Source organism: Pseudomonas mucoides, assembly GCF_015461845.1.
Classification (GTDB): domain Bacteria; phylum Pseudomonadota; class Gammaproteobacteria; order Pseudomonadales; family Pseudomonadaceae; genus Aquipseudomonas; species Aquipseudomonas mucoides.
In genome coordinates, this window is record NZ_JACOPW010000001.1 from 1,745,002 (window position 1) to 1,771,540 (window position 26,539).

The following is a 26,539-nucleotide window of genomic DNA, read 5'->3' on the forward strand; positions in this document are numbered from 1 at the left end:
AACGGCATGCTTCACCACGTTCACAACTGCCCCGACCATAATTAAAGAAGAGGGAATTCCCATGTTCGTGCACAAGACCGCACTGCTCAGTGCAATCACCACCGCGCTGCTGGCGAGTGCCAGCCTCCAGGCCGCCGAACCGCTGAAAGCGGTGGGGGCCGGCGAAGGTCAGCTGGATATTGTGGCTTGGCCGGGCTACATCGAACGTGGCGAAAGCGACAAGGCCTACGACTGGGTGACCGGTTTCGAGAAGGAGACCGGCTGCAAGGTCAATGTGAAAACCGCCGCCACTTCCGATGAAATGGTCAGTTTGATGGCCAAGGGCGGTTACGACCTGGTCACCGCGTCTGGCGATGCTTCGTTGCGGTTGATCGTCGGCAAGCGTGTGCAGCCGATCAACACCGCGTTGATCCCGAACTGGAAGAACATCGACCCGCGTCTGAAAGATGCGCCGTGGTACGTGGTCAACAAGCAGACCTACGGCACCCCATATCAGTGGGGCCCGAACGTGTTGATGTACAACACCAACGTGTTCAAGACTGCGCCGACCAGTTGGGGCGTGGTGTTCAATGCGCAAAACCTGCCGGACGGCAAGCCGAACAAGGGACGCGTGCAGGCCTATGACGGCCCGATCTACATCGCCGACGCCGCGCTGTACCTGAAAACCGCCAAGCCGGAATTGGGTATCCAGAACCCGTATGAACTGACCGAAGCCCAGTACAAAGCCGTGCTCGATCTGCTGCGCGCGCAGCAGCCGCTGATCCACCGCTACTGGCACGACACCACCGTGCAGATGAGCGACTTCAAAAACGAAGGCGTGGTCGCGTCCGGCGCCTGGCCCTATCAAGTCAACGGCCTGATGAACGAGAAGCAGCCGATTGCGTCGACCATCCCGACAGAAGGCGCCACCGGTTGGGCCGACACCACCATGATGCACACCGAGGCCAAGCACCCGAACTGCGCTTACAAGTGGATGGACTGGTCGCTGCAACCGAAAGTCCAGGGTGATGTGGCGGCGTGGTTTGGTTCGTTGCCAGCGGTGCCAGCGGCGTGCACCGGCAGCGAATTGCTCGGCGCTGAAGGTTGCAAGACCAATGGTTTCGACCAGTTCGAGAAGATCGCCTTCTGGAAAACCCCGCAGGCTGAAGGCGGCAAGTTCGTGCCATACAGCCGCTGGACCCAGGACTACATCGCAATCATGGGCGGCCGCTAACCCACCGGCCCCTGTGGCGAGGGAGCTTGCTCCCGCTGGGTGGCGAAGCTGCCCCAAAACCCGTTAATGCGGTCAATCAGAGAGACCGCATCAGTCCTTTTGGGAGTGCTGCGCACTCCAGCGGGAGCAAGCTCCCTCGCCACAATAAGTTTTCCAACCAGAAAGTTGATTCAGATTTTTCAGAAGTCCAGGCAGGGCCGCTGTGACGGCCCTCGCCTTTTTTGGAGCACCGCACCATGACGCTTGCAGTCCAGTTCACCAACGTTTCCCGTCTGTTCGGCGAAGTGAAAGCCGTAGACCGGGTTTCCATCGACATCCAGGACGGCGAGTTTTTCTCCATGCTGGGCCCTTCCGGCTCGGGCAAAACCACCTGTTTGCGCCTGATTGCCGGTTTCGAACAACCGAGTGCAGGCTCGATCCGCATTCATGGCGAAGAAGCCGCCGGGCTGCCGCCGTATGAGCGTGACGTCAACACGGTATTTCAGGATTACGCGCTGTTCCCGCACATGAACGTCCTCGACAACGTCGCCTACGGTTTGAAAGTCAAAGGCGTTGGTAAAGCCGAACGGCAGAAACGCGCCGAAGAAGCCCTCGACATGGTCGCCCTCGGCGGCTACGGCGAGCGCAAACCGGTGCAACTGTCCGGTGGTCAGCGCCAGCGTGTGGCTCTGGCCCGCGCGCTGGTCAATCGCCCGCGTGTGCTGCTGCTCGACGAGCCGTTGGGCGCCCTCGACTTGAAGCTGCGCGAGCAGATGCAAAGCGAGCTGAAGAAACTGCAACGCCAACTCGGCATCACCTTCATCTTCGTCACCCACGACCAGACCGAAGCGCTGTCGATGTCTGACCGCGTAGCCGTGTTCAACAAGGGCCGCATCGAACAGGTCGACACCCCGCGCAATCTCTACATGAAACCGGCCACGACCTTTGTCGCCGAATTCGTCGGCACCTCGAATGTGATTCGCGGCGATCTGGCGAAGCAGTTGAGTGGCAACCCACAGCCGTTTTCGATTCGCCCGGAACACGTGCGATTTGCCGAAGGCCCGTTGGCCAGCCACGAGATAGAAGTCAGCGGTTTGCTCCACGACATTCAGTACCAAGGCAGCGCCACGCGCTACGAGATGAAACTGGAAAACGGCCAGACCCTGAACATCAGCCAGGCCAACAACCAATGGCTGGACGTCAGCGCCCAGCACCAGACCGGGCAACGCATCAGCGCTCGCTGGGCACGGGAAGCGATGATCCCGCTGCACGACACCGTTGTCGGCGGGGTGTGAGATGAACACCGTGGCTATCCCTCAAACCCCGGCCAACGGTTCGCCGTTGCGCAGGTTTTCCAACCTGTTGTATCGCCGGCCGAACCTGTACCTGTCGATGCTGCTGGTGCCGCCGCTGCTATGGTTCGGCGCTATTTACCTCGGCTCGTTGCTGGTGCTGTTGTGGCAAGGTTTCTACACCTTCGATGACTTCACCATGGCGGTCACACCCGACCTGACCCTGGCGAACTTCGCGGCGCTGTTCCAGCCGTCGAACTTCGACATTATCCTGCGCACCTTGAGCATGGCCGTCGTCGTCTCCATCGCCAGCGCCATCGTCGCGTTCCCGATCGCCTACTACATGGCGCGCTACACCACCGGCAAGACCAAGGCGTTTTTCTATATCGCGGTGATGATGCCGATGTGGGCCAGTTACATCGTCAAGGCGTATGCCTGGACCTTGCTGCTGGCCAAGGGCGGTGTCGCACAGTGGTTCGTTCAGCACTTGGGGCTGGAGCCGGTGTTGCAGTTTGTGCTGGGCATTCCGGGCGTGGGCGGCAGCACCTTGTCGACCTCGCATCTGGGTCGCTTCATGGTGTTTGTCTACATCTGGCTGCCGTTCATGATCCTGCCGATCCAGGCGTCGCTGGAACGTCTGCCGCCATCGCTGTTGCAAGCCTCGGCAGACCTCGGCGCCAAACCGCGCCAGACCTTCATGCAAGTGATTCTGCCGCTGTCGATTCCGGGCATTGCCGCCGGTTCGATCTTCACCTTTTCCCTGACCCTGGGCGACTTCATCGTGCCGCAACTGGTCGGCCCACCGGGCTACTTCGTCGGCAGCATGGTGTACGCCCAGCAAGGCGCGATCGGCAACATGCCAATGGCGGCGGCCTTCACCCTGGTGCCGATTGTGTTGATCGCCATCTACCTGACTATCGTCAAACGACTGGGGGCCTTCGATGCACTCTGAGAAAGCCTCTATAGGCCTCAAAATCGCAGCCTGGGGCGGGTTGGTGTTTCTGCACTTCCCGATCCTGATCATCTTCCTCTACGCCTTCAATACCGAAGACGCCGCGTTCAGCTTTCCTCCCAAGGGTTTCACCCTGAAGTGGATCGGCGTGGCGTTCTCGCGGCCGGACGTGCTGGAAGCAATCAAGCTCTCGCTGGAGATCGCCTCCATCGCGACCTTGATCGCCATGGTCCTTGGCACCCTCGCTTCAGCGGCGTTGTACCGCCGGGACTTCTTCGGCAAACAAGGCATCTCGCTGATGCTGATCCTGCCGATTGCGTTGCCGGGGATCATCACCGGGATCGCATTACTGGCGACCTTCAAGACGCTGGGGATCGAGCCCGGGATGTTCACCATCATCGTCGGCCACGCGACCTTCTGCGTAGTGATCGTCTACAACAACGTCATCGCCCGTTTGCGCCGCACTTCGCACAGTTTGATCGAAGCCTCGATGGACCTCGGTGCCGATGGCTGGCAGACCTTCCGCTACATCGTCCTGCCGAACCTCGGCTCGGCGTTGCTGGCTGGCGGCATGCTCGCGTTTGCCCTGTCGTTCGACGAAATCATCGTCACCACCTTCACCGCCGGCCATGAACGCACCCTGCCGTTGTGGCTGCTCAACCAACTCAGCCGCCCACGGGACGTGCCGGTGACCAACGTCGTCGCGATGCTGGTGATGATGGTGACCATGCTGCCGATCCTTGGCGCCTATTACCTGACCCGGGGTGGCGAGAGTGTTGCCGGGAGCGGCGGTAAGTAAACAACTCACAGACAACAATTATCTCTGTGGGAGCGGGCTTGCCCGCGATGACTGACTGACATTCAACACATGTGTCGACTGTAAAACCGCTATCGCGGGCAAGCCCGCTCCCACAGGGCCTGATTTCCACAGAAGAACAACAATAGTTTTGAAGAGGACAGAACCATGCAAACCAAACTCTTGATCAACGGCCAACTGATCGACGGCGAAGGCCCCGCCCAACCCGTATTCAACCCGGCCCTCGGTCGCGTGTTGGTGGAAATCAATGAAGCCAGCGAAGCCCAGGTCGATGCGGCCGTGCGCGCCGCCGATGCTGCCTTCGACAGCTGGTCGCAAACCCCACCGAAAGAACGTTCTCTGCTGCTGCTCAAACTCGCGGACGCCATCGAAGCCCATGGCGAAGAGCTGGCCAAACTGGAATCGGACAACTGCGGAAAACCCTACAGCGCCGCGCTGAACGACGAGATCCCGGCCATTGCCGACGTGTTCCGTTTCTTCGCCGGCGCCAGCCGTTGCATGAGCGGTTCGGCGGGCGGGGAATACCTGCCGGGCCACACCTCGATGATCCGCCGCGACCCGGTCGGCGTGATCGCCTCCATCGCGCCGTGGAACTACCCGCTGATGATGGTCGCCTGGAAAATCGCCCCCGCCCTGGCCGCCGGTAATACCGTGGTGCTCAAGCCGTCGGAGCAAACCCCGCTGACCGCCCTGCGTCTGGCCGAACTGGCGTCGGACATTTTCCCGGCCGGCGTACTCAACCTGGTGTTTGGTCGTGGTCCATCGGTTGGCAGCCCATTGGTCACCCACCCGAAAGTGCGCATGGTGTCGCTGACCGGCTCGATTGCCACGGGCTCGAACATCATTTCCAGCACCGCCGACAGCGTCAAACGCATGCACATGGAATTGGGCGGCAAGGCCCCGGTGATCATCTTCGATGACGCCGACATCGACGCCGCCGTGGAAGGCATCCGCACCTTCGGTTTCTACAACGCCGGCCAGGACTGCACCGCCGCGTGCCGCATCTATGCGCAGGCTGGCATCTACGAAAAATTCGTCGAGAAACTCGGCGAGGCGGTCAGCAGCATCAAGTACGGTTTGCAGGATGATCCATCGACCGAACTGGGGCCGCTGATCACCGCGCAACACCGCGACCGTGTGGCCGGGTTTGTCGAGCGCGCTATCGCGCAACCGCACATTCGCCTGATCACCGGCGGCAAGACTGTGGAAGGCAACGGGTTCTTCTTCGAGCCGACCGTGTTGGCCGATGCGCATCAGGATGACGAAATCGTTCGCCGCGAAGTGTTCGGGCCAGTGGTGTCGGTGACCCAATTCACCGATGAAGCGCAGGTGCTGGGCTGGGCCAACGATTCGGACTACGGCCTGGCGTCGTCAGTCTGGACCGCGGATGTCGGCCGCGCCCATCGGATGTCTGCTCGCTTGCAGTACGGGTGCACGTGGGTGAATACGCATTTCATGCTGGTCAGTGAAATGCCGCATGGCGGTCAGAAACTGTCCGGTTACGGGAAGGACATGTCGATGTATGGCCTGGAGGACTACACCGTCGTCCGGCATGTGATGTTCAAGCACTAAAAGCATCGCAGGCAAGCCAGCTCCCACAGGGATTGCGCAAGACCTGTGGGAGCCGGGCTTGTCGGATCGCCGTACCGCCGCGATGGCATCACCGCAAACTCAAGGAAGAAACCGGCACTTAGCATCACCCAGGTTCCACCCCAAAGAAGCCAAAACAATAACCACCGATCCGGGCAGCGCCTCACGGCCCCGCCACGGTTTCGGACATCCGAAATCTGCCGATTTTCCGGAGCTGACACACTATGAGTACAACACCCGAACTCGCTGTAGCCGTCGCCGACAGCGACGCCGAGCAGTTACGCAAACTGGGTTACACGTCGAACTTCAATCGCAGCATGAGTCTGTGGGAAAACTTCGCCCTGGGCTTCACTTACCTCTCGCCGGTCGTAGGGGTTTATACCCTCTTCGGCCTGTGTCTGGCCGCAGGCGGGCCACCGATGTTCTGGGCCTATTTGCTGGTCGGTTGCGGCCAGTTGCTGGTGTGCCTGATCTTCGGTGAAGTGGTTTCGCAATTCCCGATTTCCGGTGGCGTCTACCCGTGGGCCCGCCGCTTGGTGGGCAAACGCTGGGCGTGGATGGTCGGCTGGATCTACTCCATCGCCCTGTGCGTCACCATCGCCGCCGTTGCCGTCGGTGCCGGTCCGTACCTGGCCGCCATGATGGGTTTTGAGCCGAGCAACAACACCAACATCATCATCGCCCTGTTCCTCACGCTGTTCGCCACCCTGGTCAACCTCAGCGGCACCAAGGTACTGGCGCGTATCGCCATGTTCGGTTTTCTGTGCGAGCTGGTCGGCGCGGTGATCGTCGGCGTTTACCTGCTGGTGTTCGAGCGTCATCAGCCGCTCAGCGTGTTGTTCAACACCTTCGACATCAGCGTCGACGGCTCGTACTTGCCCGCCTTCCTCACCGCTTCGCTGGCGGGGATGTTCCTGTACTACGGCTTCGAGGCCTGCGGCGATGTGGCCGAAGAAACCCCGAACCCGAGCAAGAAAATCCCGGTGGCCATGCGCATGACCATCTACATCGGCGGCATCGCAGCGATGTTCGCCTGCCTGGCGCTGATCCTCGCCGTGCCGGACATGCAAGCCGTGATCAACGGCACCGACAAAGACCCGGTCACCACCATCCTCAACAACGCCTTCGGCCCGGTCGGTTCGAAAGTGGTGATGGGCGTGGTGATGATTTCCTTTATCTCCTGCGTCATCAGCCTGCAAGCGGCGGCGAGCCGTCTGCTGTACTCCTACGCACGCGATGAAATGATCATCGGCAGCTCACTGCTGAAAAAGATCTCTACAGCCACTCAGGTGCCGGTAGCGGCGCTGTTCGTCTCCGGTGTCCTGCCGGCGCTGATCATCATCCTCGGCTTCTTCCTGCAGGATGCCGTGGCAACCATCGTCAGCTTCGCGGCGATCGGCATCTACCTGGCCTTCCAGATGATCGTGCTCGGGGCCCTCTATGCCCGCATGAAAGGCTGGAAACCGAGCGGCAAATTCACCCTCGGTGCCTGGGGCTGGCTGGTAAACATCGGCGCGCTGGCCTACGGCGTCGGCGCGATCGTCAACATGGCCTGGCCACGCACACCGGATGCAGCGTGGTACATCAACTACGCCATGGTGCTGAGCACGGCGATCGTGATTGGTTTGGGCTTGTTGTACATGTGGATGGCCAAGCCGTATGACCACGGGACTGCGCCTTCGGGGGACGCTTGGAAGGCTAGTCGGTAAACATACTTGCTCAGCCCGCAGCGATGCGGGGTAAAAGATGAAAAAGGGGCAGACTTCACAGTCCGCCCCTTGGCTTCCCAACAACCTTAATCTCAACCCCTCAAAACCGCGAAACAGTCCGCATCGCATCCACCAGATACCGCATCGCAATCCGGTCGCTCTCCGACAGCTCTCGATACCGTTCCAACAACTTCATTTCGTCCGGGCTGAGTCGGCGCCTTCGCCGGCCGCTGGCCAGGCAAGGAAGAATGCCTAACATTTCGGTGATGCCTTGTACTTTTGTCATCGACGATGTCCTTCTATAAGACCGAGAAAACTTCAAAAACCGCATCGCCCTCTCCTTTTTGTTTGTCGCCGGCCTTAAGGGCTGAAGCCGGTCATGAGCACAGAATAGGAACATTCCCGGCACTGAAAAGCGGTTTTTAGAGTAATTAGTCAAAAAAAGCAGAAATGCCCTATAAATCAGAAGGCGCTGTCAGAAAAATGAACCGAAATGTCTTGTTTCATTGCCGAACCATCAAAGTGCTATCCATCAATTTTGGTCTGTGATCGAACGGTTTAAGCTATTTGGCATCTCTTTACAGTCCGTTGCGTTTGGTCGAAGGCATGTCCGAACCGTTATTTTTGATCCAGCACGTGCCAGGAACGGCGCGGGATTGCTCACGACAGGTTGTACTTATGCATCGCAGGAATTTGCTCAAAGCGTCCATGGCCATCGCGGCCTACACCGGTTTGTCCGCCACCGGCCTGTTGGCCAGCCGTGCCTGGGCGGGCAACGGTACGGCGGATGGCGAGGCTCAGGCGTTCGATTTTGAAGCGCTGAAGATTCAGGCCAAGCAGCTCGCCGGCAACCGCTATCAGGACACCAAGCAGGTGCTGCCGCCGACGCTGGCGACCATGACGCCGCAGAACTTCAACGCGATCCGCTACGACGCGAATCACTCGCTGTGGAAGGATTTGAACGGTCAGCTGGACGTGCAGTTTTTCCACGTCGGCATGGGGTTCAAGCAGCCGGTGCGCATGTACAGCGTCGATCCCAAGACGCGTCAGGCGCGGGAGGTGCATTTCCGCCCTTCACTGTTCAACTATGAAAAAACCACGGTCGACACCAAGCAGCTGACGGGCGACCTGGGGTTTTCCGGGTTCAAGCTGTTCAAGGCTCCGGAGCTGGACCGGCACGATGTGTTGTCTTTCCTCGGCGCGAGTTACTTCCGTGCGGTAGACGCCACCGGCCAGTACGGTCTGTCGGCGCGCGGGTTGGCGATTGATACGTACGCCAAGAAGCGCGAGGAGTTTCCGGACTTCACCAAGTTCTGGTTCGAGACGCCGGACAAGGACAGCACCCGTTTCGTGGTCTACGCCCTGCTGGATTCGCCGAGCGCGACCGGTGCTTACCGTTTCGACATCGATTGCCAGGCCAGTCAGGTGGTCATGGCTGTCGATGCCCACATCAACGCGCGTACCGCCATCGAGCAACTGGGCATCGCGCCGATGACCAGCATGTTCAGCTGCGGCACCCATGAGCGGCGCATGTGCGACACCATTCACCCGCAGATCCACGACTCGGATCGTCTGGCGATGTGGCGCGGCAACGGTGAGTGGATCTGCCGCCCGCTGAACAACCCCGCGACACTGCAATTCAATGCCTTTGCCGACACCGATCCGAAAGGTTTCGGCCTGGTACAGACCGACCATGAGTTCGCCAGCTACCAGGACACCGTCGATTGGTACAGCAAGCGTCCGAGCCTGTGGGTAGAACCGACAACGGCGTGGGGCGAAGGCTCTATCGATCTGCTGGAAATTCCTACCACCGGCGAGACGCTGGATAACATCGTCGCGTTCTGGACCCCGAAAAAACCGGTCGCGGCCGGTGATTCCCTGAATTACGGCTACAAGCTCTACTGGAGCGCGCTGCCTCCGGTCGGCACGCCGCTGGCGCGGGTCAATGCGACCCGTTCGGGCATGGGCGGCTTCACCGAAGGCTGGGCGCCGGGCGAGCATTACCCGGAAGTCTGGGCGCGGCGCTTTGCGGTGGACTTCACCGGTGGCGGTCTGGATCGCTTGCCGGAAGGCGCAGGGATCGAGCCCGTGGTGACGTGCTCGAACGGGCAGGTGAAGGATTTCAATGTGTTGGTGCTGGACGACATCAAGGGTTATCGCATTACCTTTGACTGGTTCCCGACCAATGACAGCGTGGAGCCGGTAGAGCTGCGGTTGTTCATCCGGACCAATGACCGGACGTTGAGTGAGACCTGGTTGTATCAGTACTTTCCGCCGGCGCCGGATAAGCGTAAGTACACCTGAAGTTAAGGGTTGTCTGGGCGGGCCTCTTCGCGGGCAAGCCCGCTCCCACAAGGATCGGCTGTGTTGCACAAAAGGAGTGAACTCTACTGAAACCCTGTGGGAGCGGGCTTGCCCGCGAAGACGGCCTGACAGGCGACAAATGTTCCCGCCCAGAAACGCAAAAGCCCCGATCACATCGATCGGGGCTTTTTGGTTTTACAGCCGCATTCAGTCACGCAAATCCGACTCATGTATCGGCTGATCCCGGTGCGTCGCCCGCTGGTATTGCGCAGGCCAGATAGCCTTGCGCCCGCCTAAATCATCATCGGCATGCAGCGGCCAATACGGATCGCGCAGCAGTTCTCGCGCCAGGAAGATGATGTCCGCCTGGCATGTGCGCAAGATATGTTCGGCCTGGGCCGGCTCGGTGATCATGCCGACCGTGCCGGTGGCAATGCCCGACTCCTTGCGCACGCGCTCGGCGAAGCGGGTTTGATAACCGGGTCCTGTCGGAATTTCGGCATTGGCCGCCGTACCGCCCGAGGACACGTCGATCAGGTCCACGCCCAGCCCTTTGAGGCGGCGCGCCAGTTCCACGGTTTCATCCGGGTTCCAGCCATCTTCCACCCAATCGGTGGCCGATACCCGCACGAACAGCGGCAGTTCTTCAGGCCATACCGCACGCACCGCTTCGGTGACTTGCAGCACCAGTCGGATGCGATTCTCGAATGAACCACCGTATTGATCGCGGCGCTGATTGCTCAGGGGCGACAGAAATTGATGCAACAGGTAACCGTGGGCGGCGTGGATTTCGACCACTTTGAATCCGGCGGTCAATGCACGCTGGGCAGCAGCGACAAAAGCCTGAATGACCTCAGCGATCTCGCTTTCTTCGAGTTGCCTTGGGTGCGTGTGCTGCGGGTCGAAAGCAATAGTCGACGGGCCTACCGGCACCCAGCCGCCGTCTTCGGGTTTAACGCTGCCATGTTTGCCGAGCCACGGCCGATGAGTGCTGGCCTTGCGCCCGGCGTGTGCCAACTGGATGCCGGCCACAGCGCCCTGAGCGGCGATGAAGCGGGTAATGCGTTGCAGGGGTTCGATCTGCTCGTCAGTCCACAGGCCAAGGTCTTGAGCGGTGATGCGCCCGTCGGCGGTGACGGCGGTTGCTTCGGTAAACACCAGGCCGGCGCCACCGACCGCACGACTGCCGAGGTGGACAAGGTGCCAGTCATTGGCCAGCCCATCGACGCTGGAGTACTGGCACATCGGGGAGACCGCGATACGGTTGAGCAGGGTCAATTGACGCAGGGTATAGGGTTCAAGCAGCAGACTCATGGGGCACCTCTCGAATCAGTGGGCAGGCTCCAGGGTTCTGTTTGAAAAGTCGACGAGTGACAGGAAAAAGGCGCAGCACCCGCCCCCGCGGGCAAAAAATTCGACAAGACGTCACAAGGATAATCAAGCAGTGCTTAGAGCCTAGTCGACATCGGGGGATGAGGGAGGGTTCCTGGGATATTTGGCGTCAGGAAGATCGCTATCGCGGGCACGCCATGCGCCTGTAGGAGCAAGGCTTGCCCGCGATGGGGTCACCGCGGTTCGATGTGGGCAATCATCAACTGCACGGTTTCGTTACCGCGAAACTCGTTGAGGTCGAGTTTGTAGGCCAGTTCCACCCACTTGATGGTCGGGTTCGGCCAGATATCACGGTCGATGCCGAAGGCGATGCCGTCGAGTTTCACCGAACCGCATTCGCTTTTCAGTACCACTTTCAGGTGGCGTTCACCGACAACGCGCTGCTCAACCAGTTGGAACACGCCATGGAACAGCGGCTCCGGAAAGTGCTGCCCCCAAGGACCGGCATGACGCAGGGCCCGCGCCAGTTCGAGGTGGAACTCTTCGACCGCCAGCGTGCCGTCCGACAGCAGCCGGCCGGTCAGGTCTTCTTCACGCAATTGCCGACGCACTTCCGCATCAAAGGCCTCGGCAAACAGCGGAAAATTCGCTTCCGGTAGCGTCAGCCCGGCCGCCATCGCGTGGCCGCCGTACTTGCTGATCAGGTTGGGATGTTGCGTGGCCACCACGCTCAGCGCGTCGCGAATGTGGAACCCCTGAACCGAACGCCCCGAGCCCTTGAGCAAGCCGTCACCGGCATCGGCAAAGGCGATGGTCGGGCGGAAATAGCGCTCTTTCATCCGTGAAGCAAGGATGCCGATGACACCCTGGTGCCACTCGGGATCGAACAGGCACAAACCGAACGGCATCGACTCGACCGGCAAATCCTTCAGTTGCGCCAGCGCTTCGCGCTGCATGCCCTGTTCGATGGATTTGCGGTCCTGGTTCATACCGTCGAGTTGCACGGCCATTTCCCGCGCCAGCCCCGCGTCGTCGGTGAGCAGGCATTCGATGCCCAGGCTCATGTCGTCCAGCCGCCCTGCCGCGTTAAGGCGCGGGCCGACAATGAAGCCCAGATCGGTAGAGGTGATGCGCGCCGGCTCACGCTTGGCGACTTCGAGAATCGCCTTGATCCCCGGCCGCGCACGCCCGGCGCGAATCCGTTCCAGACCTTGATGGACCAGAATCCGGTTGTTGGCATCCAGCGGCACCACGTCGGCGACGCTGCCCAGCGCCACCAGGTCCAGCAACTCGCCAATGTTCGGCTGCGGCTTGCTCTCGTACCAGCCAAGGCTGCGCAAACGCGCACGCAGCGCCATCAGTACATAGAAAATCACCCCGACACCGGCCAATGCCTTGCTCGGGAAATCGCACCCTCGCTGGTTCGGATTGACGATGGCATCGGCCAGCGGCATTTCATCGCCGGGCAAGTGGTGGTCGGTGACCAGCACGTTGAGACCGGCCTTTTTCGCCGCCGCCACGCCTTCGACACTGGAAATTCCGTTGTCCACGGTGATCAGCAATTGCGGCGTACGGGTCAACGCGACTTCGACAATTTCCGGCGTCAGGCCATAGCCGTACTCAAACCGGTTTGGCACCAGATAGTCGACGTGAGCCGCACCCAGCAGGCGCAAGCCCAACACGCCCACGGTACTGGCCGTGGCACCATCGGCGTCAAAGTCGCCGACGATCAGAATGCGCTGGCGCTGTTCCAGCGCCGTCACCAGCAAATCCACGGCGGCATCGATGCCTTTGAGCTGCTGGAACGGAATCAGCCGCGCCAGGCTCTTGTCCAGTTCAGCCTCGGTCAGCACGCCCCGCGCCGCGTACAGGCGGGTCAACAGCGGCGGCAAATCACCGAGAAATGGCAGGGTGTCGGGCAACAGGCGAGGTTCGATACGCATGGGGTGACGGAAGCTTCTCTTGATTACGTGGGATGAGTCTGTTGCCAGCGCAGTATTAGCCGCGCTCGCCTTGCAGCCATTGCAACTGGACTTCGTGCTGACCACGGTCGTCGGTGACGAAAATCGTCCCTTCGCTGATCATCACGTCCCACTTGATCACCCGTGGCATGTCTTTGGCCAGGGTTTCCAGGATTTCCTGAGGCACGGCAGCAATGTGCACGTTCTTCAGGTTTTTGATCGCAGGGATCACTTTGGTTTCCCAGACGCGCAGGCTGCCATAAGCCAACAGGCTGGTGCGTTCGGTGCGACGCGAGCACCAGGTCAGGCGATCGGCGTCTGGCTGGCCGACTTCGATCCAGTGCAGGACGCGGTCGTCCAGGCTCTTTTCCCACAGGGCAGGTTCATCCACGTCTGACAGACCACGACCGAATGACAGCTGCTCGTTGTACCAGAAGGCGTAGGCCAACAGCCGCACGGTCATGCGCTCTTCGGTTTCCGAAGGGTGACGGGCGATGGTCTGCTTCACGGTCTCGTAGATGCTGCGGTCGAGGTCGGTGAGGTTCAGTTCAAACTTGTAGGTCGTGGACGGCTGGGCCATGAACGGGCTTCTTGATACGAGGAAAGGCGGCAAGTCTAACCGATGCTGTAGGCAATCATCGAACTGAAGGCGATTCTGCTTGCTCGTCTGACGTTCGGCTATGTTAAAACGCTATCTCTGCTCAGCCTTTGTCCTACAGGATCCCGCATGCCGCTCACCGGAAAACCGCTCTCAGGTCTGAAAGTCATCGAATTGGGTACGTTGATCGCCGGGCCGTTTGCCTCGCGCATTTGCGGCGAGTTTGGCGCCGAAGTGATCAAGATCGAATCCCCCGACGGTGGCGATCCATTGCGCAAATGGCGAAAACTGTACGAAGGCACCTCGCTGTGGTGGTTCGTCCAGGCGCGCAATAAAAAGTCCCTGACCCTGAACCTGAAACACCCGGATGGCCTGGCGATTCTGAAAAAACTGCTCGCTGAAGCGGACATCCTGATCGAGAATTTTCGCCCCGGTGTGCTGGAAAAGCTCGGCCTGGGTTGGGACGTCCTGCACGCGTTGAACCCGAAACTGGTGATGGTACGTCTCTCCGGTTTTGGTCAGACCGGGCCGATGAAGGACCAGCCAGGTTTCGGCGCGGTCGGTGAGTCCATGGGCGGCTTGCGCTACATCACCGGTTTCGAAGACCGACCACCGGTGCGCACCGGGATTTCCATCGGTGACTCGATTGCAGCACTCTGGGGCGTAATCGGCGCGCTGATGGCCCTGCGTCATCGCGAAGTGAACGGCGGCCTCGGCCAAGTGGTCGACGTGGCGTTGTATGAAGCCATCTTCGCCATGATGGAAAGCATGGTGCCGGAGTTCGATGTGTTTGGTTTCATTCGCGAACGCACCGGCAACATCATGCCGGGCATCACACCCTCTTCGATCCACACCAGCGCCGACGGCAAACATGTGCAGATCGGCGCCAACGGTGATGCAATTTTCAAACGGTTCATGCTGATCATCGGCCGCGAAGACCTGGCCAATGACCCGGCACTGACCAGCAACGACGGACGTGACAGCCGTCGTGACGAGATTTACGGCGTGATCGATCGCTGGGTCAATTCACTGCCGCTGGATACCGTGATCGAACGGCTGAATCAGGCTGACGTGCCGGCCAGCCGGATCTTCAGTGCCGAAGACATGTTCAGCGACCCGCAATACCTGGCCAGGGAAATGTTCCTGCAGGCCAAGCTTCCGGACGGTAAAGATTTCAAGATGCCGGGCATTGTGCCGAAACTCTCAGAGACACCTGGCACTTCGGAATGGGTCGGGCCGCAGTTGGGCGAACACAATGCGCAGGTACTGCACGATCTTGGTTACGACAAGGTACAGATCGAAAAGCTGCGTGAAGACGGGGCCATCTAAGCTGAAGCGCCTGCTTTCATCAGCCCTCCACGCCCCCCGCAACGGGTGCGCAATGGCGGCTTTCTGGCTGTTGGCCGGGCTGGCACTCCCCGTCTCGGCGCAACCTAAAGAGACGCTGATCTGGTTGCTGCGTGATTTGCCACCGACGATGATCTTCGAGGGCCCGAAAAAAGGTCAGGGGATCATCGATCAGATGCTGCCGCTGTTGATTGCCGGCATGCCGCAATACGAACACATCCTGATGCGGGTCAACCGCGCCCGCGGTATGCAGATGCTTCACGAACCGTCGTTTACCTGCGATCCCTCGCTGGTCTGGACCAAGGAGCGGGAACAGTGGATCGCCTTTTCGATTCCAGCCTTCCGCGCCGTGAGCAATGGACTTGTGGTTCGCAAGGAAAATCGACCCGTGCTGGAACCGTTTCTGAGCGATGGTGAAGTCGATTTGGCAGCGCTGTTGGCCGGCAGTGGCAAGAAAGTCGGCGTGGTGGCCGAACGCAGTTACGGACAAGTCCTCGATGCATTGCTAAAGCAGGCACCGGCCGGTGCTCTGACGCCTCACTACGGCAACGATGCGCTCGGCAGCCTGTTGCAGATGCAACGTCTGGGACGATTGCAGGTGGTGCTGGGTTACTGGCCAGAAATTCGCTACCTGGCTCGTCAAGAGCACATTTCCGATGATGAACTGGCGTTTTATCCGATCAAGGGCACGGGCAAATACATGTCCGGGCACATCGGTTGCACCAATACAGACCAGGGACGCCAGGCGATCAGCAGAATAAACCAGCTATTGCGCACACTGCCTCATGAGCGACTGGACCCGTTGTATGCCGACTGGCTCGATCCCGAAAGGCGTAAGGATTATCTGGCAGAAACCAAGGCGTTTTTCGAGCATCAGGCCGAGCACTGACAAATCGCGGGCAAAAAGAAACCCCGAGAAGTGGGGAGACGACTCGGGGTTAAACGTGGCCTACATAAAGACCAGTAGCAGCAAGCTACAAGCACCGGAGCGCAATGCTTGATCCTGCTGTTACATGGTCTGACTGACCTAAGCGCAGGAAGGTTCCCACAACAATCACGTCAATTTCTGCGAGCCAGCATTTTCTCCTGGGCTGCATTACGCAACGCCGCGATAACACAGGGCTCCAGCCGTCCTTCGGCAATGAGCACGTCGCGGTGCAATCCGTCGACGACATCGGTCAGCAGACGCTTGTCGGTCAACTGAGCCTGATTGAAGGCGCGTTCCACCACTATCGCGCCGGTCGCATTCTTCAACGTCACCAGGCATTCGCCATGGGCACCCGACGGGGTCAGCGTGACCTGATACGGGCTCAGTGCCTCACCGAGCAATAGACTGATACTTTCCATCTCGATCACCACTCAATAGTCCGAAAACAAAGTGCCTGGGGCGTGCTCACAGTTAATGACCACTGGCCCGAGAAGAAAGTTCTGGATTTCCAGGTGCAGGCGCGTCGGCGCCTCTGGTCGATAGAGCATGCACGGCAAAGATGACAGGGAAAAAACAGCCGCATCACTTACCCCGCCGCCTGTCTTTATCCGTCCAGCCTCCGAGCAGACCGCGCAATTGGCCATCGCCGCTGTAGAACGGCACCGTCCACTGATAGATATCCCTGACACCGTTCTTGAACTCCAATTGACGCTCAACGAACCGGGGCTTGCGTGTACTCAACAGGGTAATGAACTCTGCATGCAAGCGCTCTGCCGTCACTTTGGGCAGGAGATCGAGTTCGATCAACTGTCGCCCCTGAATCTGGTCGAAACGGGTTGCCAGACTCTCTTCATAACTTTTGTTGCACATGATCAAACGCCCTTGCAGATCACGTACAAACACCGGATCGGGCATGGCATCCATCAAGGCATGCTGGAAGGCGAGTTGATCGTTGAGGTTCATCTCATCGTTCAGGTGTTGCTGGTTCAAGCCGGCCAGGCGTCGGTTCCAGAGCAATGAAAGCAGACCAAAAAGACCGACGACAACCAAGCCCCAACACCCCCAATCGCTAAGCCGCTGCCAGAGGGTGGGCGTCTTCATTGATCCGATTCCGCTGAGCCACGTCAAGCGAATGGCCCGCAACTCGGCAGGTGGAAAGGCCTCAAGCGCCTTGTTGAGGATGCTCAGCAACGGCGACTGACCTTTGCGTACGGCCAGATGATCGGCCTCCCATTTGCCCTCCACCGCACGCCCGACCTTGAGTTGCCCCAGCGGATACAGCTGCGCCCCGATTTCATTTTCGATGGTGGCAAAGGCTTCACCGCTTTCAACCAATGCCCTGGCTTCGGCATAGGTTTTGACCGAGCGCAGTTCGATCGCCGGATAGTCGTGGCGAATCGTACCTTCGAGTGCATGCCGGGTCGGCAGCACCAGGACTTTTTTCGACAACTGCTCGAGGGACTGCACCAGAGGTTCTTCTGCCCGCCCCACGAACACCCAGCCAGCACCACCAAAGGCATGACTGAAATCCAGAAAGCCTTTGCGTTCGTCATTCACTGCCAGTGTCGTGCTCATGTCCGCGGCGCCGCTTTCCAGACGCCCGAGCATCTGATCAGTGGAAAACGATTCTTCGTGAACAAACTTCAAGCCTGTCATGGCACTGATGCGATTGAGCAGATCGTTGTTCAAGCCACTCCATCGGCCGTGCTCATCCTTGAACAGATACAACGGGTACTGCACCGATGCGACGGTGACTTGCGGGTGCTCGGCAATCCATCGCAATTCCTCTGCGTCGAGTTTGATCGTCGCATCGACAACCGCCTCCTTCGCCTCGGAATTCACCCATTGCGCTGCCAGCGCCGCGTGGGTAAAGCCCATGACACTGACTAAAAACATCCAGCACACGGCTGGTCCGAGCCTTTTGAAAAACTGCATTACCACTTCCTTCGCGATCAACTCGCCCGTCCTTCATGGGGCGAAAACGCAACAAGTGTGGCACGCAGAAATGAGAAAGCCCGTCAGGAGACGGGCTTCAAAATGTGACAGCTTTTAGCGGTTACAACGGCTTGCCACGGTTGCCATGCTGACTGACAAAGGCCTGCACGGCTTTCAGGTCGTTTGGCAACACGGTGCAACGCTCATCTCTCTCAAACAAATCAGAAAGATGTGTAGGGAGTTCAAGCGCTTTTCCTACACCCGCTTTCTGCACGGCATCCGGGAATTTGACCGGATGGGCCGTCCCAAGGATCACCATTGGAATGTCCAGACTGCGACGGCACTCGCGCGCAGCCTTCACGCCGATGGCGGTGTGCGGGTCCAGCAGCTCGCCAGTTTGTTCGTACACTTCGGCGATGGTTTCGCAGGTCTGTGCGTCATCCACGGCCAGGGAATCGAACAGCTTGCGGGCTTCGGTCCAGCGTTCCTGTTCGACGCTGAAACCGCCACCCTGCTTGAAGCTGTCCATCAGCCCGGCAATCGCTGCGCCGTTGCGACCGTGGAGGTCGAACAGCAGGCGCTCGAAGTTCGACGAGACCATGATGTCCATCGACGGCGACAGCGTGGCGTGCAGGGTTTCCTTGACGTACTGATTGCCGCTCATGAAGCGGTGCAGGATATCGTTGCGGTTGGTGGCGACGATCAACTGATTGATCGGCAGGCCCATGTTGCGCGCCAGGTAACCGGCGAAGATGTCGCCGAAGTTACCGGTCGGCACCGAGAACGATACCGAACGCGCCGGGCCACCCAGTTGCAGCGATGCATAGAAGTAGTAAACGATCTGGGCCATGATCCGCGCCCAGTTGATCGAGTTCACCGCGACCAGGCGTGTGCCTTTGAGGAAGCTCTGGTCGGCGAAGCTCGCCTTGACCATTTCCTGGCAGTCATCGAAGTTGCCTTCGATGGCGATGTTGTGGATGTTCTCGCCGAAGATGGTAGTCATCTGGCGACGCTGCACTTCGGACACACGGTTGTGCGGGTGCAGGATGAAGATGTCGACGTTTTCGCAGTGCTTGCAGCCTTCGATGGCGGCCGAACCGGTATCACCGGAGGTGGCGCCAACGATTACCACGCGTTCCCCGCGCTTTTCCAGCACGTAGTCGAGCAAACGACCGAGCAGTTGCAGGGCAAAGTCTTTAAACGCCAGGGTCGGGCCGTGGAACAGCTCCAAAACCCATTCGTTGCCGTTCAGCTGACGCAGCGGCGCAACGGCGCTGTGCGAGAACACACCGTAGGTTTCTTCGAGGATTTTTTTGAAATCGGCGTCCGGGATGCTGCCGGTAACGAACGGGCGCATCACCCGGAAAGCCAGCTCGTGATACGGCAGGCCGGCCCACGAAGCGATTTCTTCCTGGGTGAATCGTGGCAGGTTTTCCGGGACGTACAGACCGCCGTCGGTGGCGAGACCGGCCAGCAGGACGTCTTCGAAATTCAGGGCCGGTGCCTGGCCGCGGGTACTGATATAACGCATAGGGGCAAACCTTTGGTTTGAGCTTCAAGTTTCAAGCTACAAGCTGCAAGTAAAAGCCGGACTGCCTTTGACTTGCCGCTTGGAGCTCGCAGCTTGCCGCTGCTTTTGTTTAGTTCAGGTGCTCGACGCGGATCCGTACAACCGGACCGACCACACCCGTCAACGCTTCAAGGGCGGCAATCGCGTCGTTCATGTGCTGTTCCAGCACACGGTGCGTCAGCAGGATCATCGGCACCAGACCGTCATGCTCTTCCACTTCTTTCTGCATGATCGATTCGATGTTGATGCCGCGCTCCGAGAGGATGCTCGCCACCTGGGCCAACACGCCCGGATGGTCCTTGGCCTGAATGCGCAGGTAGTAGGCGCTTTCGCAGGCTTCGATCGGCAGGATCGGATGCGCCGACAACGAATCCGGCTGGAAGGCCAGGTGCGGTACGCGGTTTTCCGGGTCGGAGGTCATGGCGCGAACCACGTCCACCAGGTCGGCGATCACCGACGAAGCGGTTGGCTCCATGCCGGCACCTGCGCCGTAGAACAGGGTCGAACCGGCAGCATCGCCATTGACCATGACGGCGTTCATCACGCCGTTGACATTGGCGATCAAACGATCGGCCGGAATCAGCGTCGGATGCACACGCAACTCGATACCGGCCGCAGTGCTGCGAGCCACGCCGAGGTGCTTGATGCGGTAGCCCAGCGCTTCGGCGTAATTCACGTCAGCGGTGGTCAGCTTGGTGATGCCTTCGGTGTAAGCCTTGTCGAACTGCAGCGGGATACCGAACGCGATGGACGCCAGGATCGTCAGCTTGTGAGCGGCATCGATACCTTCAACGTCGAAGGTCGGATCGGCTTCGGCGTAGCCCAGGGCTTGCGCCTCGGCCAGCACGTCTTCGAAGGTGCGACCTTTCTCACGCATTTCAGTGAGGATGAAGTTGCCGGTGCCGTTGATGATGCCGGCGACCCAGTTGATGCGGTTGGCGGACAGGCCTTCACGGATCGCCTTGATCACCGGAATGCCACCGGCCACAGCCGCTTCGAACGCCACGATCACGCCTTTCTCGCGAGCCTTGGCGAAAATTTCATTACCGTGAACGGCAATCAATGCCTTGTTCGCGGTGACCACATGCTTGCCATTCTCGATGGCCTTGAGTACCAGCTCGCGGGCAACGGTGTAGCCGCCCATCAGCTCTATAACGATGTCGATCTCAGGGTTCGTGGCCACTTCGAAGACATCGTTGGTAATCGCAATACCGGTCGTCTGGAACTGAGGCTTTGGCGTGCGCATGGCAATTTGTGCCACTTCGATTCCACGCCCGGCACGACGAGCAATTTCCTCGGCGTTGCGCTGAAGTACGTTGAAGGTACCGCCACCGACGGTTCCTAACCCACAGATGCCTACTTTGACCGGTTTCACTGTGAACTCCCCATAAAACGGCCGACTCAAGGTCGGCCGTGAAAACAGCCGCGTGCTCGCGGCTCTCTATTAATGGCCTGGCGATGACGCTGCCGGACCACGATCGTCAATGGCTGACCGTGACGATGCGAATTTACTTCGCGCCCAATGCCAGTTTGGCGACTTGTGGCGCAGGCTGGTAGCCCGGAATGACCTGACCGTCGGCCAAAACGATGGCCGGTGTGCCGTTCACGCCGATCGACTGACCGAGGGCGAACTGTTTGGAAACCGGGTTATCGCACTTGGCGGCCTTGATTTCCTTGCCGTCGACCATTTTGTCCATGGCCGCTTTCTTGTCTTTCGAGCACCAGACCGCTTGCAGTTGCTCGTCACCCGGCGAGCCCAGGCCCTGACGCGGGAACGCGACGTAGCGCACTTCGATGCCGCGCTTGTTCAGCTCAGGCACTTCGGCGTGCAGTTTGTGGCAGTACGGGCAGGTGGTGTCGGTGAACACGGTAATGTGCGACTTGGTTTCACCGATGGCCGGGTAGACCACAGTTTCCGCGACAGGGATTGCGTTGACCAGTTTGGACACGCCCAGGCGTTCGGTCTTCTCGGTCAGGTTGACCGGTTTGCCGTCCTTGAGCTGGAACAGGTAGCCCTGAACCACATATTGGCCATCGGCGCTGGCGTAGAGCACGCGGCTGCCTTGCAGTTTGACTTCGTACAGGCCCGGCAGCGGACTGGCGGAGATGCTTTCTACCGGTACTTCGAGCTGGAGGTTTTCCAGGCTTTTACGAATGGCTTTGTCGGCCGCGTCATCGGCGACGGCAAAGGTGCTGACCAACGCAATGGCGGCGGCGGCGAAAATCTGGGTCAGACGCATGAGAACTCCTGAAGGCGGACAAATGGGACGATCAGAACGCCCGTGCCGAAACACCGGGTCATAACCGCCCATCGTACAAACCGGCAAAGCCTACCACATAAGGTCCGTGTGGCCGAATGCGCCTGATGCACGACATTTCGCTCACGGTGCCCGACGCTTTATGTAGCGGCTGGCGCAGCCTGCGTCCGGCTGCTACAGAGTCCTGTGTTAACCGCGCGGGTGATGTTTGGCATGCAGGTCTTGCAAGCGCGCCCGGGCGACGTGGGTGTAGATCTGGGTCGTCGACAAATCGCTGTGGCCGAGCAGCATTTGCACCACACGCAGGTCGGCGCCGTGGTTGAGCAGATGCGTGGCGAAGGCATGGCGCAAGGTGTGGGGCGACAGCGACTTGCCGATCCCGGCGACCTTGGCCTGGTGCTTGATGCGGTGCCAGAAGGTCTGGCGGGTCATTTGCTCGCCGCGCTGACTGGGAAACAACACATCACTGGGACGACCACCGAGCAGCTCGCCACGGGCGTCGCGCATGTAGCGTTCGACCCAGACAATCGCCTCCTCCCCCATCGGCACCAGTCGCTCCTTGCTGCCCTTGCCCATCACCCTGAGCACACCCTGGCGCAGGTTGACTTGCTCCAGCGTCAGGCTGATCAGCTCGGTCACTCGCAAACCACAGGCGTAAAGCACTTCGAGCATGGCGCGGTCACGCTGGCCGATGGCCTCGCTTAGATCCGGCGCCTTGAGCAAGGCTTCTACGTCGGCTTCCGACAGGGATTTAGGCAACGGCCTACCCAACTGAGGCATGTCGACGCGCAAGGTCGGGTCGACGGCGATCAGTTTTTCCCGCAGCAGATAGCGATAAAAGCCACGCACACCTGAGAGAAATCGCGCGGTGGAACGGGGTTTGTAGTTCTGCTCGAGACGCCAGGCCAGGTGATCGAGGATCAACTCGCGACCGGCATTGACCAACTCCAGGCCCTTCTCCTGCAGCCAGCCGTTGAACAGGGCCAGGTCACTGCGGTAGGCATCGCGGGTGTTGTCGGAAAGACCTTTCTCCAGCCACAGGGCGTCGAGGAATTGGTCTATCAGGGGATGATCGATAGCAGGCATGATCGCTCTAGACACGCAGTCTTGAGACAGCGTGCGAAAAAAGGGTGAACGGAATAAATGGCCGCTAGTCTTTCATAGCCCGCTACTTCAAGGAACAGGAGCTTCAATGAACGAACAGCAGATTCTGTTGGCGATTGGCGGTATCGGCGCAGCGGCGTTGGGTTGTCAGTGGCTGGCGTGGCGCCTGAAATTGCCGGCGATTCTTTTCCTGCTGCTCACCGGCATTCTGGTGGGGCCGATTCTGGGCTGGCTCGACCCGCAGGCCATGTTCGGGCCGCTATTGATGCCGCTGGTGTCGCTGGCGGTGGCGCTGATCCTGTTTGAAGGCAGCCTGACGCTGCACCTGTCGGAATGGCGCGAGATAGGTAGCGTGGTGCATCGACTGGTCACCATCGGCGCGCTCTCGACCTGGGTGGTCATCGCCGTCGCGACCCATTACCTGCTGGGTTTCGACTGGTTGCTCGCCATCCTGTTCGGCAGCCTGACGCTGGTCACCGGCCCCACGGTGATCGTGCCGATGTTGCGCGTGGTGCGGCCCAAAGCGTCGATCGCCAACATCCTGCGCTGGGAAGGCATCGTCATCGACCCGATTGGTGCCTTGCTCGCCGTGGTGGTCTACAGCTTCATCATCGCCAGCGCCGCGGGTGAAGGCTTGAGCCATAGCTTGCTGACCTTTGGCGGCGTGATTCTGTGCGGCGGCGTGTTCGGGGTGGCCGGTGGCTGGGTGCTCGGCATGATCATTCGGCGCCAGTGGCTGCCGGAGTACCTGCACAATCTGGCCGCGCTGGCCGCGGTGCTGGGCATTTTCATTACCGCCAACGAAGTGATGCACGAGTCCGGACTGCTGGCCGTGACCTTGATGGGCATGTGGCTGGCCAACATGAAAGGGGTGGATGTGCGGCATATCCTGCACTTCAAGGAAAACCTCAGCGTGCTCCTCATTTCGGGGCTGTTCATCTTGCTGGCGGCGCGCCTCGATCTGAACGCCATGATCGGCCTCGGGCCGCTGGTGCTGATTCTGCTGCTGATCATTCAGTTCATCGCACGTCCCTTGAACGTGACGCTCTCCACCCTCGGCTCGAATCTGAGCTGGCGCGAACGGGCGCTGCTGTCGTGGATAGCCCCGCGCGGGATTGTCGCGGCGGCCGTGTCAGCGATTTTCGCGATTCGCCTGCATGAGGCCGGTCACCAAGGTGCCTTGCTGCTGGTGCCGCTGACGTTTGCCGTGATCATTGGCACGGTGGTGCTGCAAAGTGCCACAGCGCGACCGTTGGCGCGCTTGCTGAAAGTGGCTGAACCGGCGCCCAGCGGCTTTCTGATCGTCGGGGCCAACGCTCCGGCGCGAACCTTGGGCAAAGCCTTGCAACAACTGGGCAGTCGAGTGCTCCTGACGGACTCGAGCTGGGAAAATATTCGAGCGGCGCGCATGGAGGGCTTGCCGACGTACTTCGGCAATCCGGCGTCGCAGCATGCGGACGCGCACCTGGACCTGGTCGGGCTGGGACATTTGCTGACGCTATCGCCGTCCGGCGAACTGAACACACTGGCGTCGATGCGCTTTCGTCATGACTTTGGTCATCAACGCTTGTTCGGGCTGGCCAGCGGTCAGGAGAGCCGACGCACCGACAAGCATCGCGCCAGCCATGAGCATCGCGGGCGTTTGCTGGGCAATGAGGAGTTAACTTACGTAAAACTGGCCAATCAGCTGCATCAGGGGGCGGAGCTGTACAGCACGCATCTGACCGAGGGCTTTGGCTGGGAGGAGTATCAGGCGTTGCATGGTGAGCGGGCGACGTTGCTGTTTGCTCGCGATGACAGCGGCTGGGTGCATGTGGTGACGCCGGACAGTGCGCTTAAACCTTCGGCAGGGTGGACGGTGTTGGCATTGATTCAGCCTGAAGATAGCGCGGCAGCGTAAATCGCAGGCAACAAAAAAGCAGCCCGAAGGCTGCTTTTTTCTGCATCGGAAGCTGGACTTAAGCCAGTTTTTCCTTGATGCGAGCTGCTTTACCGGACAGGTCACGCAGGTAGTACAGCTTGGCTTTACGTACGTCACCGCGACGTTTAACGGCCATGCTGTCGATTTGCGGGCTGTAGGTCTGGAAAGTACGCTCTACGCCAACACCGTTGGAGATTTTACGAACGGTGAATGCACTGTTTACGCCGCGGTTACGCTTGGCGATAACAACACCTTCGAACGCTTGCAGACGCGAACGGTCGCCTTCCTTCACTTTCACCTGAACGACAATGGTGTCGCCCGGGGCAAAGGTAGGGATCTCTTTGGTCATCTGCTCTGCTTCGAGTGCAAGGATGATTTTGTTAGTCATGCTGTGCTCCTAAGGTAAATCGTCGGATCTACCATCGATACGTTGTTAACTATCGTCCCGCTCGCGGATGTATTCCTCGAGCAGCTTCTTCTCTTCTCCAGAAAGCGAGCGGCTTTCCAGAAGATCGGCGCGTCGTTCAAAGGTCCTACCAAGGGACTGCTGTAAACGCCAACGCCGGATATGCGCGTGATTGCCACTTAGCAACACGTCGGGAACACGCTGATCCGCATACACCTCCGGTCGGGTGTAGTGCGGGCAATCCAGCAAACCATCCGTAAAGGAATCTTCCTCAGCGGAGTCCGCATGCCCTAAAGCTCCAGGCAGCAGTCGTGTAACCGCATCGATCAGGACCATCGCCGGCAGCTCGCCGCCAGACAGTACATAGTCGCCAATCGACCACTCTTCATCGACATGAGCTTCAATAAATCGCTCGTCAATGCCTTCATAGCGGCCGGCAATCAGGATCAATGCATCCAGATTCGCCAACTCGCGCACCGCCGACTGAGTCAGTTGACGGCCTTGGGGGGACAGGTAAATTACCTTCGCCGCCTCCCCGGCTGCTGCTTTGGCCTGAACCAGAGCATCTTCCAGGGGCTTGATCTTCATCACCATGCCCGGACCACCGCCAAATGGGCGATCATCCACAGTGTGATGTCGATCCGTCGTGTAGTCTCGCGGGTTCCAACAGGTGAGCTGCAAGAGCCCCTGTTTCACCGCCCGACTGGTGATGCCGTACTCGCTGATGGCGGAGAACATCTCGGGAAACAAACTGATCACTTCTACGCGCAAGTTAGCCACGCTTAGAAGTCCGCATCCCATTCCACCTTCATCTCGCCTGCGGCAAGGTCGACGGCCAACACGCATTGCTCCGTATAGGGCAACAGGCGTTCGCGATCATCCAGGCTGCCAGCGCAAGGCTTGACCACCATTACATCATTGGCGCCGGTTTCCAGAAGATGATCGATTTTCCCGAGCAATTGCCCGAGTTGATCAATAACCTTCAGACCTTCCAGCTGGTACCAGTAGTACTCGCCGTCGGTCAATTCAGGGAACAGGTTGCGCGGCACACAGATCTCGTAACCGGCCAGAAGACGAGCTTCTTCACGATCATCAAGACCCTTGAGCTTCGCGACCAGGAACTTGTCGTTCCCACGTCCGCTGACCAGCTCGACCTGTTTCACATTGCCTTCGCGCTTGAGCGTCCAGGTTTTGTACTGCAACAGGTTTTCTGTCGGATCAGTAAAGGAATACACCTTCACTTCGCCGCGAACGCCATGAACCGAATAAATTTTGCCGATAACGATCAAATCATCAGCAACAGCTGGCGTCGCGTTCATATTG

At 59.5% G+C, this 26,539-nt stretch carries 23 protein-coding genes; 10 read left to right on the forward strand and 13 right to left on the reverse strand.

From position 1 onward, the window contains the following. The first annotated feature begins 61 nt into the window (after positions 1-61). From ydcS to H8F22_RS08215, 6 genes are all read left to right on the forward strand, one after another. Complete coding sequence (gene ydcS, locus H8F22_RS08190) at positions 62-1,213, forward strand: putative ABC transporter substrate-binding protein YdcS (protein WP_027924926.1); 1,152 nt, start codon at positions 62-64, stop codon at positions 1,211-1,213. Between the two features lie 236 nt (positions 1,214-1,449). After that, a complete protein-coding gene (locus H8F22_RS08195) occupies positions 1,450-2,487 on the forward strand; it encodes an ABC transporter ATP-binding protein (protein WP_027924925.1) in 1,038 nt (345 codons plus the stop codon). Position 2,488: 1 nt separating this feature from the next. Continuing rightward, positions 2,489-3,436 carry an ABC transporter permease gene (locus H8F22_RS08200; protein ID WP_027924924.1) on the forward strand — a complete coding sequence of 316 codons (948 nt, stop codon included), beginning with the start codon at positions 2,489-2,491 and terminating at the stop codon, positions 3,434-3,436. After that, positions 3,426-4,235 carry an ABC transporter permease gene (locus H8F22_RS08205; protein ID WP_194939941.1) on the forward strand — a complete coding sequence of 270 codons (810 nt, stop codon included), beginning with the start codon at positions 3,426-3,428 and terminating at the stop codon, positions 4,233-4,235. The genes H8F22_RS08200 and H8F22_RS08205 overlap by 11 nt, the downstream gene beginning before the upstream one ends. A gap of 165 nt (positions 4,236-4,400) precedes the next feature. Continuing rightward, on the forward strand, positions 4,401-5,825 hold the full coding sequence (locus tag H8F22_RS08210; protein ID WP_059181560.1) for a gamma-aminobutyraldehyde dehydrogenase: 1,425 nt from the start codon (positions 4,401-4,403) through the stop codon (positions 5,823-5,825). Positions 5,826-6,067: 242 nt separating this feature from the next. After that, positions 6,068-7,552, forward strand: coding sequence for an APC family permease (locus H8F22_RS08215; RefSeq protein WP_027924921.1), 1,485 nt, complete (start codon positions 6,068-6,070; stop codon positions 7,550-7,552). A gap of 100 nt (positions 7,553-7,652) precedes the next feature. Here the strand turns inward: H8F22_RS08215 and H8F22_RS08220 are convergent, their stop codons facing one another. Further along, on the reverse strand, positions 7,653-7,838 hold the full coding sequence (locus tag H8F22_RS08220) for a hypothetical protein (RefSeq protein ID WP_027924920.1): 186 nt from the start codon (positions 7,836-7,838) through the stop codon (positions 7,653-7,655). 392 nt (positions 7,839-8,230) lie between these two features. On the opposite strand from H8F22_RS08220, the gene H8F22_RS08225 reads away from it, so the two are divergent. Further along, entirely contained in the window at positions 8,231-9,856 is a 1,626-nt protein-coding gene (locus H8F22_RS08225; RefSeq protein ID WP_194939942.1) for a glucan biosynthesis protein D, read from the forward strand. A 207-nt stretch (positions 9,857-10,063) separates the two neighbouring features. Here the strand turns inward: H8F22_RS08225 and H8F22_RS08230 are convergent, their stop codons facing one another. From H8F22_RS08230 to H8F22_RS08240, 3 genes are all read right to left on the reverse strand, one after another. Further along, complete coding sequence (locus H8F22_RS08230) at positions 10,064-11,170, reverse strand: NADH:flavin oxidoreductase/NADH oxidase (protein WP_027924918.1); 1,107 nt, start codon at positions 11,168-11,170, stop codon at positions 10,064-10,066. Between the two features lie 251 nt (positions 11,171-11,421). After that, complete coding sequence (gene recJ / locus H8F22_RS08235) at positions 11,422-13,131, reverse strand: single-stranded-DNA-specific exonuclease RecJ (RefSeq protein ID WP_194939943.1); 1,710 nt, start codon at positions 13,129-13,131, stop codon at positions 11,422-11,424. 55 nt (positions 13,132-13,186) lie between these two features. Beyond that, positions 13,187-13,729 (reverse strand): YaeQ family protein, encoded by a 543-nt coding sequence (locus H8F22_RS08240; protein ID WP_027924916.1) that lies wholly within the window; start codon positions 13,727-13,729, stop codon positions 13,187-13,189. A 147-nt stretch (positions 13,730-13,876) separates the two neighbouring features. Here H8F22_RS08240 and H8F22_RS08245 point away from each other — a divergent pair, with 147 nt between their 5' ends. Beyond that, positions 13,877-15,076 (forward strand): CaiB/BaiF CoA transferase family protein, encoded by a 1,200-nt coding sequence (locus H8F22_RS08245; RefSeq protein WP_194939944.1) that lies wholly within the window; start codon positions 13,877-13,879, stop codon positions 15,074-15,076. Continuing rightward, complete coding sequence (locus H8F22_RS08250) at positions 15,057-15,983, forward strand: TIGR02285 family protein (protein ID WP_059181562.1); 927 nt, start codon at positions 15,057-15,059, stop codon at positions 15,981-15,983. The genes H8F22_RS08245 and H8F22_RS08250 overlap by 20 nt, the downstream gene beginning before the upstream one ends. 170 nt (positions 15,984-16,153) lie before the next feature. Here H8F22_RS08250 and H8F22_RS08255 read toward each other — a convergent pair whose 3' ends face one another. The 6 genes from H8F22_RS08255 to xerD form a co-directional block, all read right to left on the reverse strand. Then, positions 16,154-16,441 (reverse strand): DUF3509 domain-containing protein, encoded by a 288-nt coding sequence (locus tag H8F22_RS08255; protein WP_027924913.1) that lies wholly within the window; start codon positions 16,439-16,441, stop codon positions 16,154-16,156. Positions 16,442-16,604: 163 nt separating this feature from the next. Further along, positions 16,605-17,957, reverse strand: coding sequence for a transporter substrate-binding domain-containing protein (locus H8F22_RS08260; RefSeq protein ID WP_059181563.1), 1,353 nt, complete (start codon positions 17,955-17,957; stop codon positions 16,605-16,607). 121 nt (positions 17,958-18,078) lie between these two features. After that, positions 18,079-19,488 (reverse strand): threonine synthase, encoded by a 1,410-nt coding sequence (thrC, locus tag H8F22_RS08265; RefSeq protein ID WP_059181564.1) that lies wholly within the window; start codon positions 19,486-19,488, stop codon positions 18,079-18,081. 109 nt (positions 19,489-19,597) lie between these two features. Then, positions 19,598-20,902, reverse strand: coding sequence for a homoserine dehydrogenase (locus tag H8F22_RS08270; RefSeq protein WP_027924910.1), 1,305 nt, complete (start codon positions 20,900-20,902; stop codon positions 19,598-19,600). Positions 20,903-21,035: 133 nt separating this feature from the next. Further along, entirely contained in the window at positions 21,036-21,767 is a 732-nt protein-coding gene (dsbC, locus tag H8F22_RS08275) for a bifunctional protein-disulfide isomerase/oxidoreductase DsbC (protein WP_010462985.1), read from the reverse strand. Between the two features lie 207 nt (positions 21,768-21,974). Further along, positions 21,975-22,871 carry a site-specific tyrosine recombinase XerD gene (gene xerD, locus H8F22_RS08280; protein ID WP_027924909.1) on the reverse strand — a complete coding sequence of 299 codons (897 nt, stop codon included), beginning with the start codon at positions 22,869-22,871 and terminating at the stop codon, positions 21,975-21,977. Positions 22,872-22,977: 106 nt separating this feature from the next. Here xerD and H8F22_RS08285 point away from each other — a divergent pair, with 106 nt between their 5' ends. Beyond that, positions 22,978-24,789 (forward strand): cation:proton antiporter, encoded by a 1,812-nt coding sequence (locus H8F22_RS08285; protein WP_027924908.1) that lies wholly within the window; start codon positions 22,978-22,980, stop codon positions 24,787-24,789. A gap of 58 nt (positions 24,790-24,847) precedes the next feature. On the opposite strand, the gene rplS is transcribed toward H8F22_RS08285, so the two are convergent. The 3 genes from rplS to rimM are packed head-to-tail and all read right to left on the reverse strand — an operon-like array spanning position 24,848 to position 26,535. Next, positions 24,848-25,198, reverse strand: a complete 351-nt coding sequence (gene rplS / locus H8F22_RS08290) for a 50S ribosomal protein L19 (RefSeq protein WP_003175895.1) — start codon at positions 25,196-25,198, stop codon at positions 24,848-24,850. Between the two features lie 45 nt (positions 25,199-25,243). After that, positions 25,244-26,017 (reverse strand): tRNA (guanosine(37)-N1)-methyltransferase TrmD, encoded by a 774-nt coding sequence (trmD, locus tag H8F22_RS08295; protein ID WP_154503229.1) that lies wholly within the window; start codon positions 26,015-26,017, stop codon positions 25,244-25,246. Then, positions 25,999-26,535 (reverse strand): ribosome maturation factor RimM, encoded by a 537-nt coding sequence (gene rimM / locus H8F22_RS08300; protein WP_008014731.1) that lies wholly within the window; start codon positions 26,533-26,535, stop codon positions 25,999-26,001. Before rimM ends, trmD begins: the two co-directional genes overlap by 19 nt. Between the last annotated feature and the right edge of the window lie 4 nt (positions 26,536-26,539).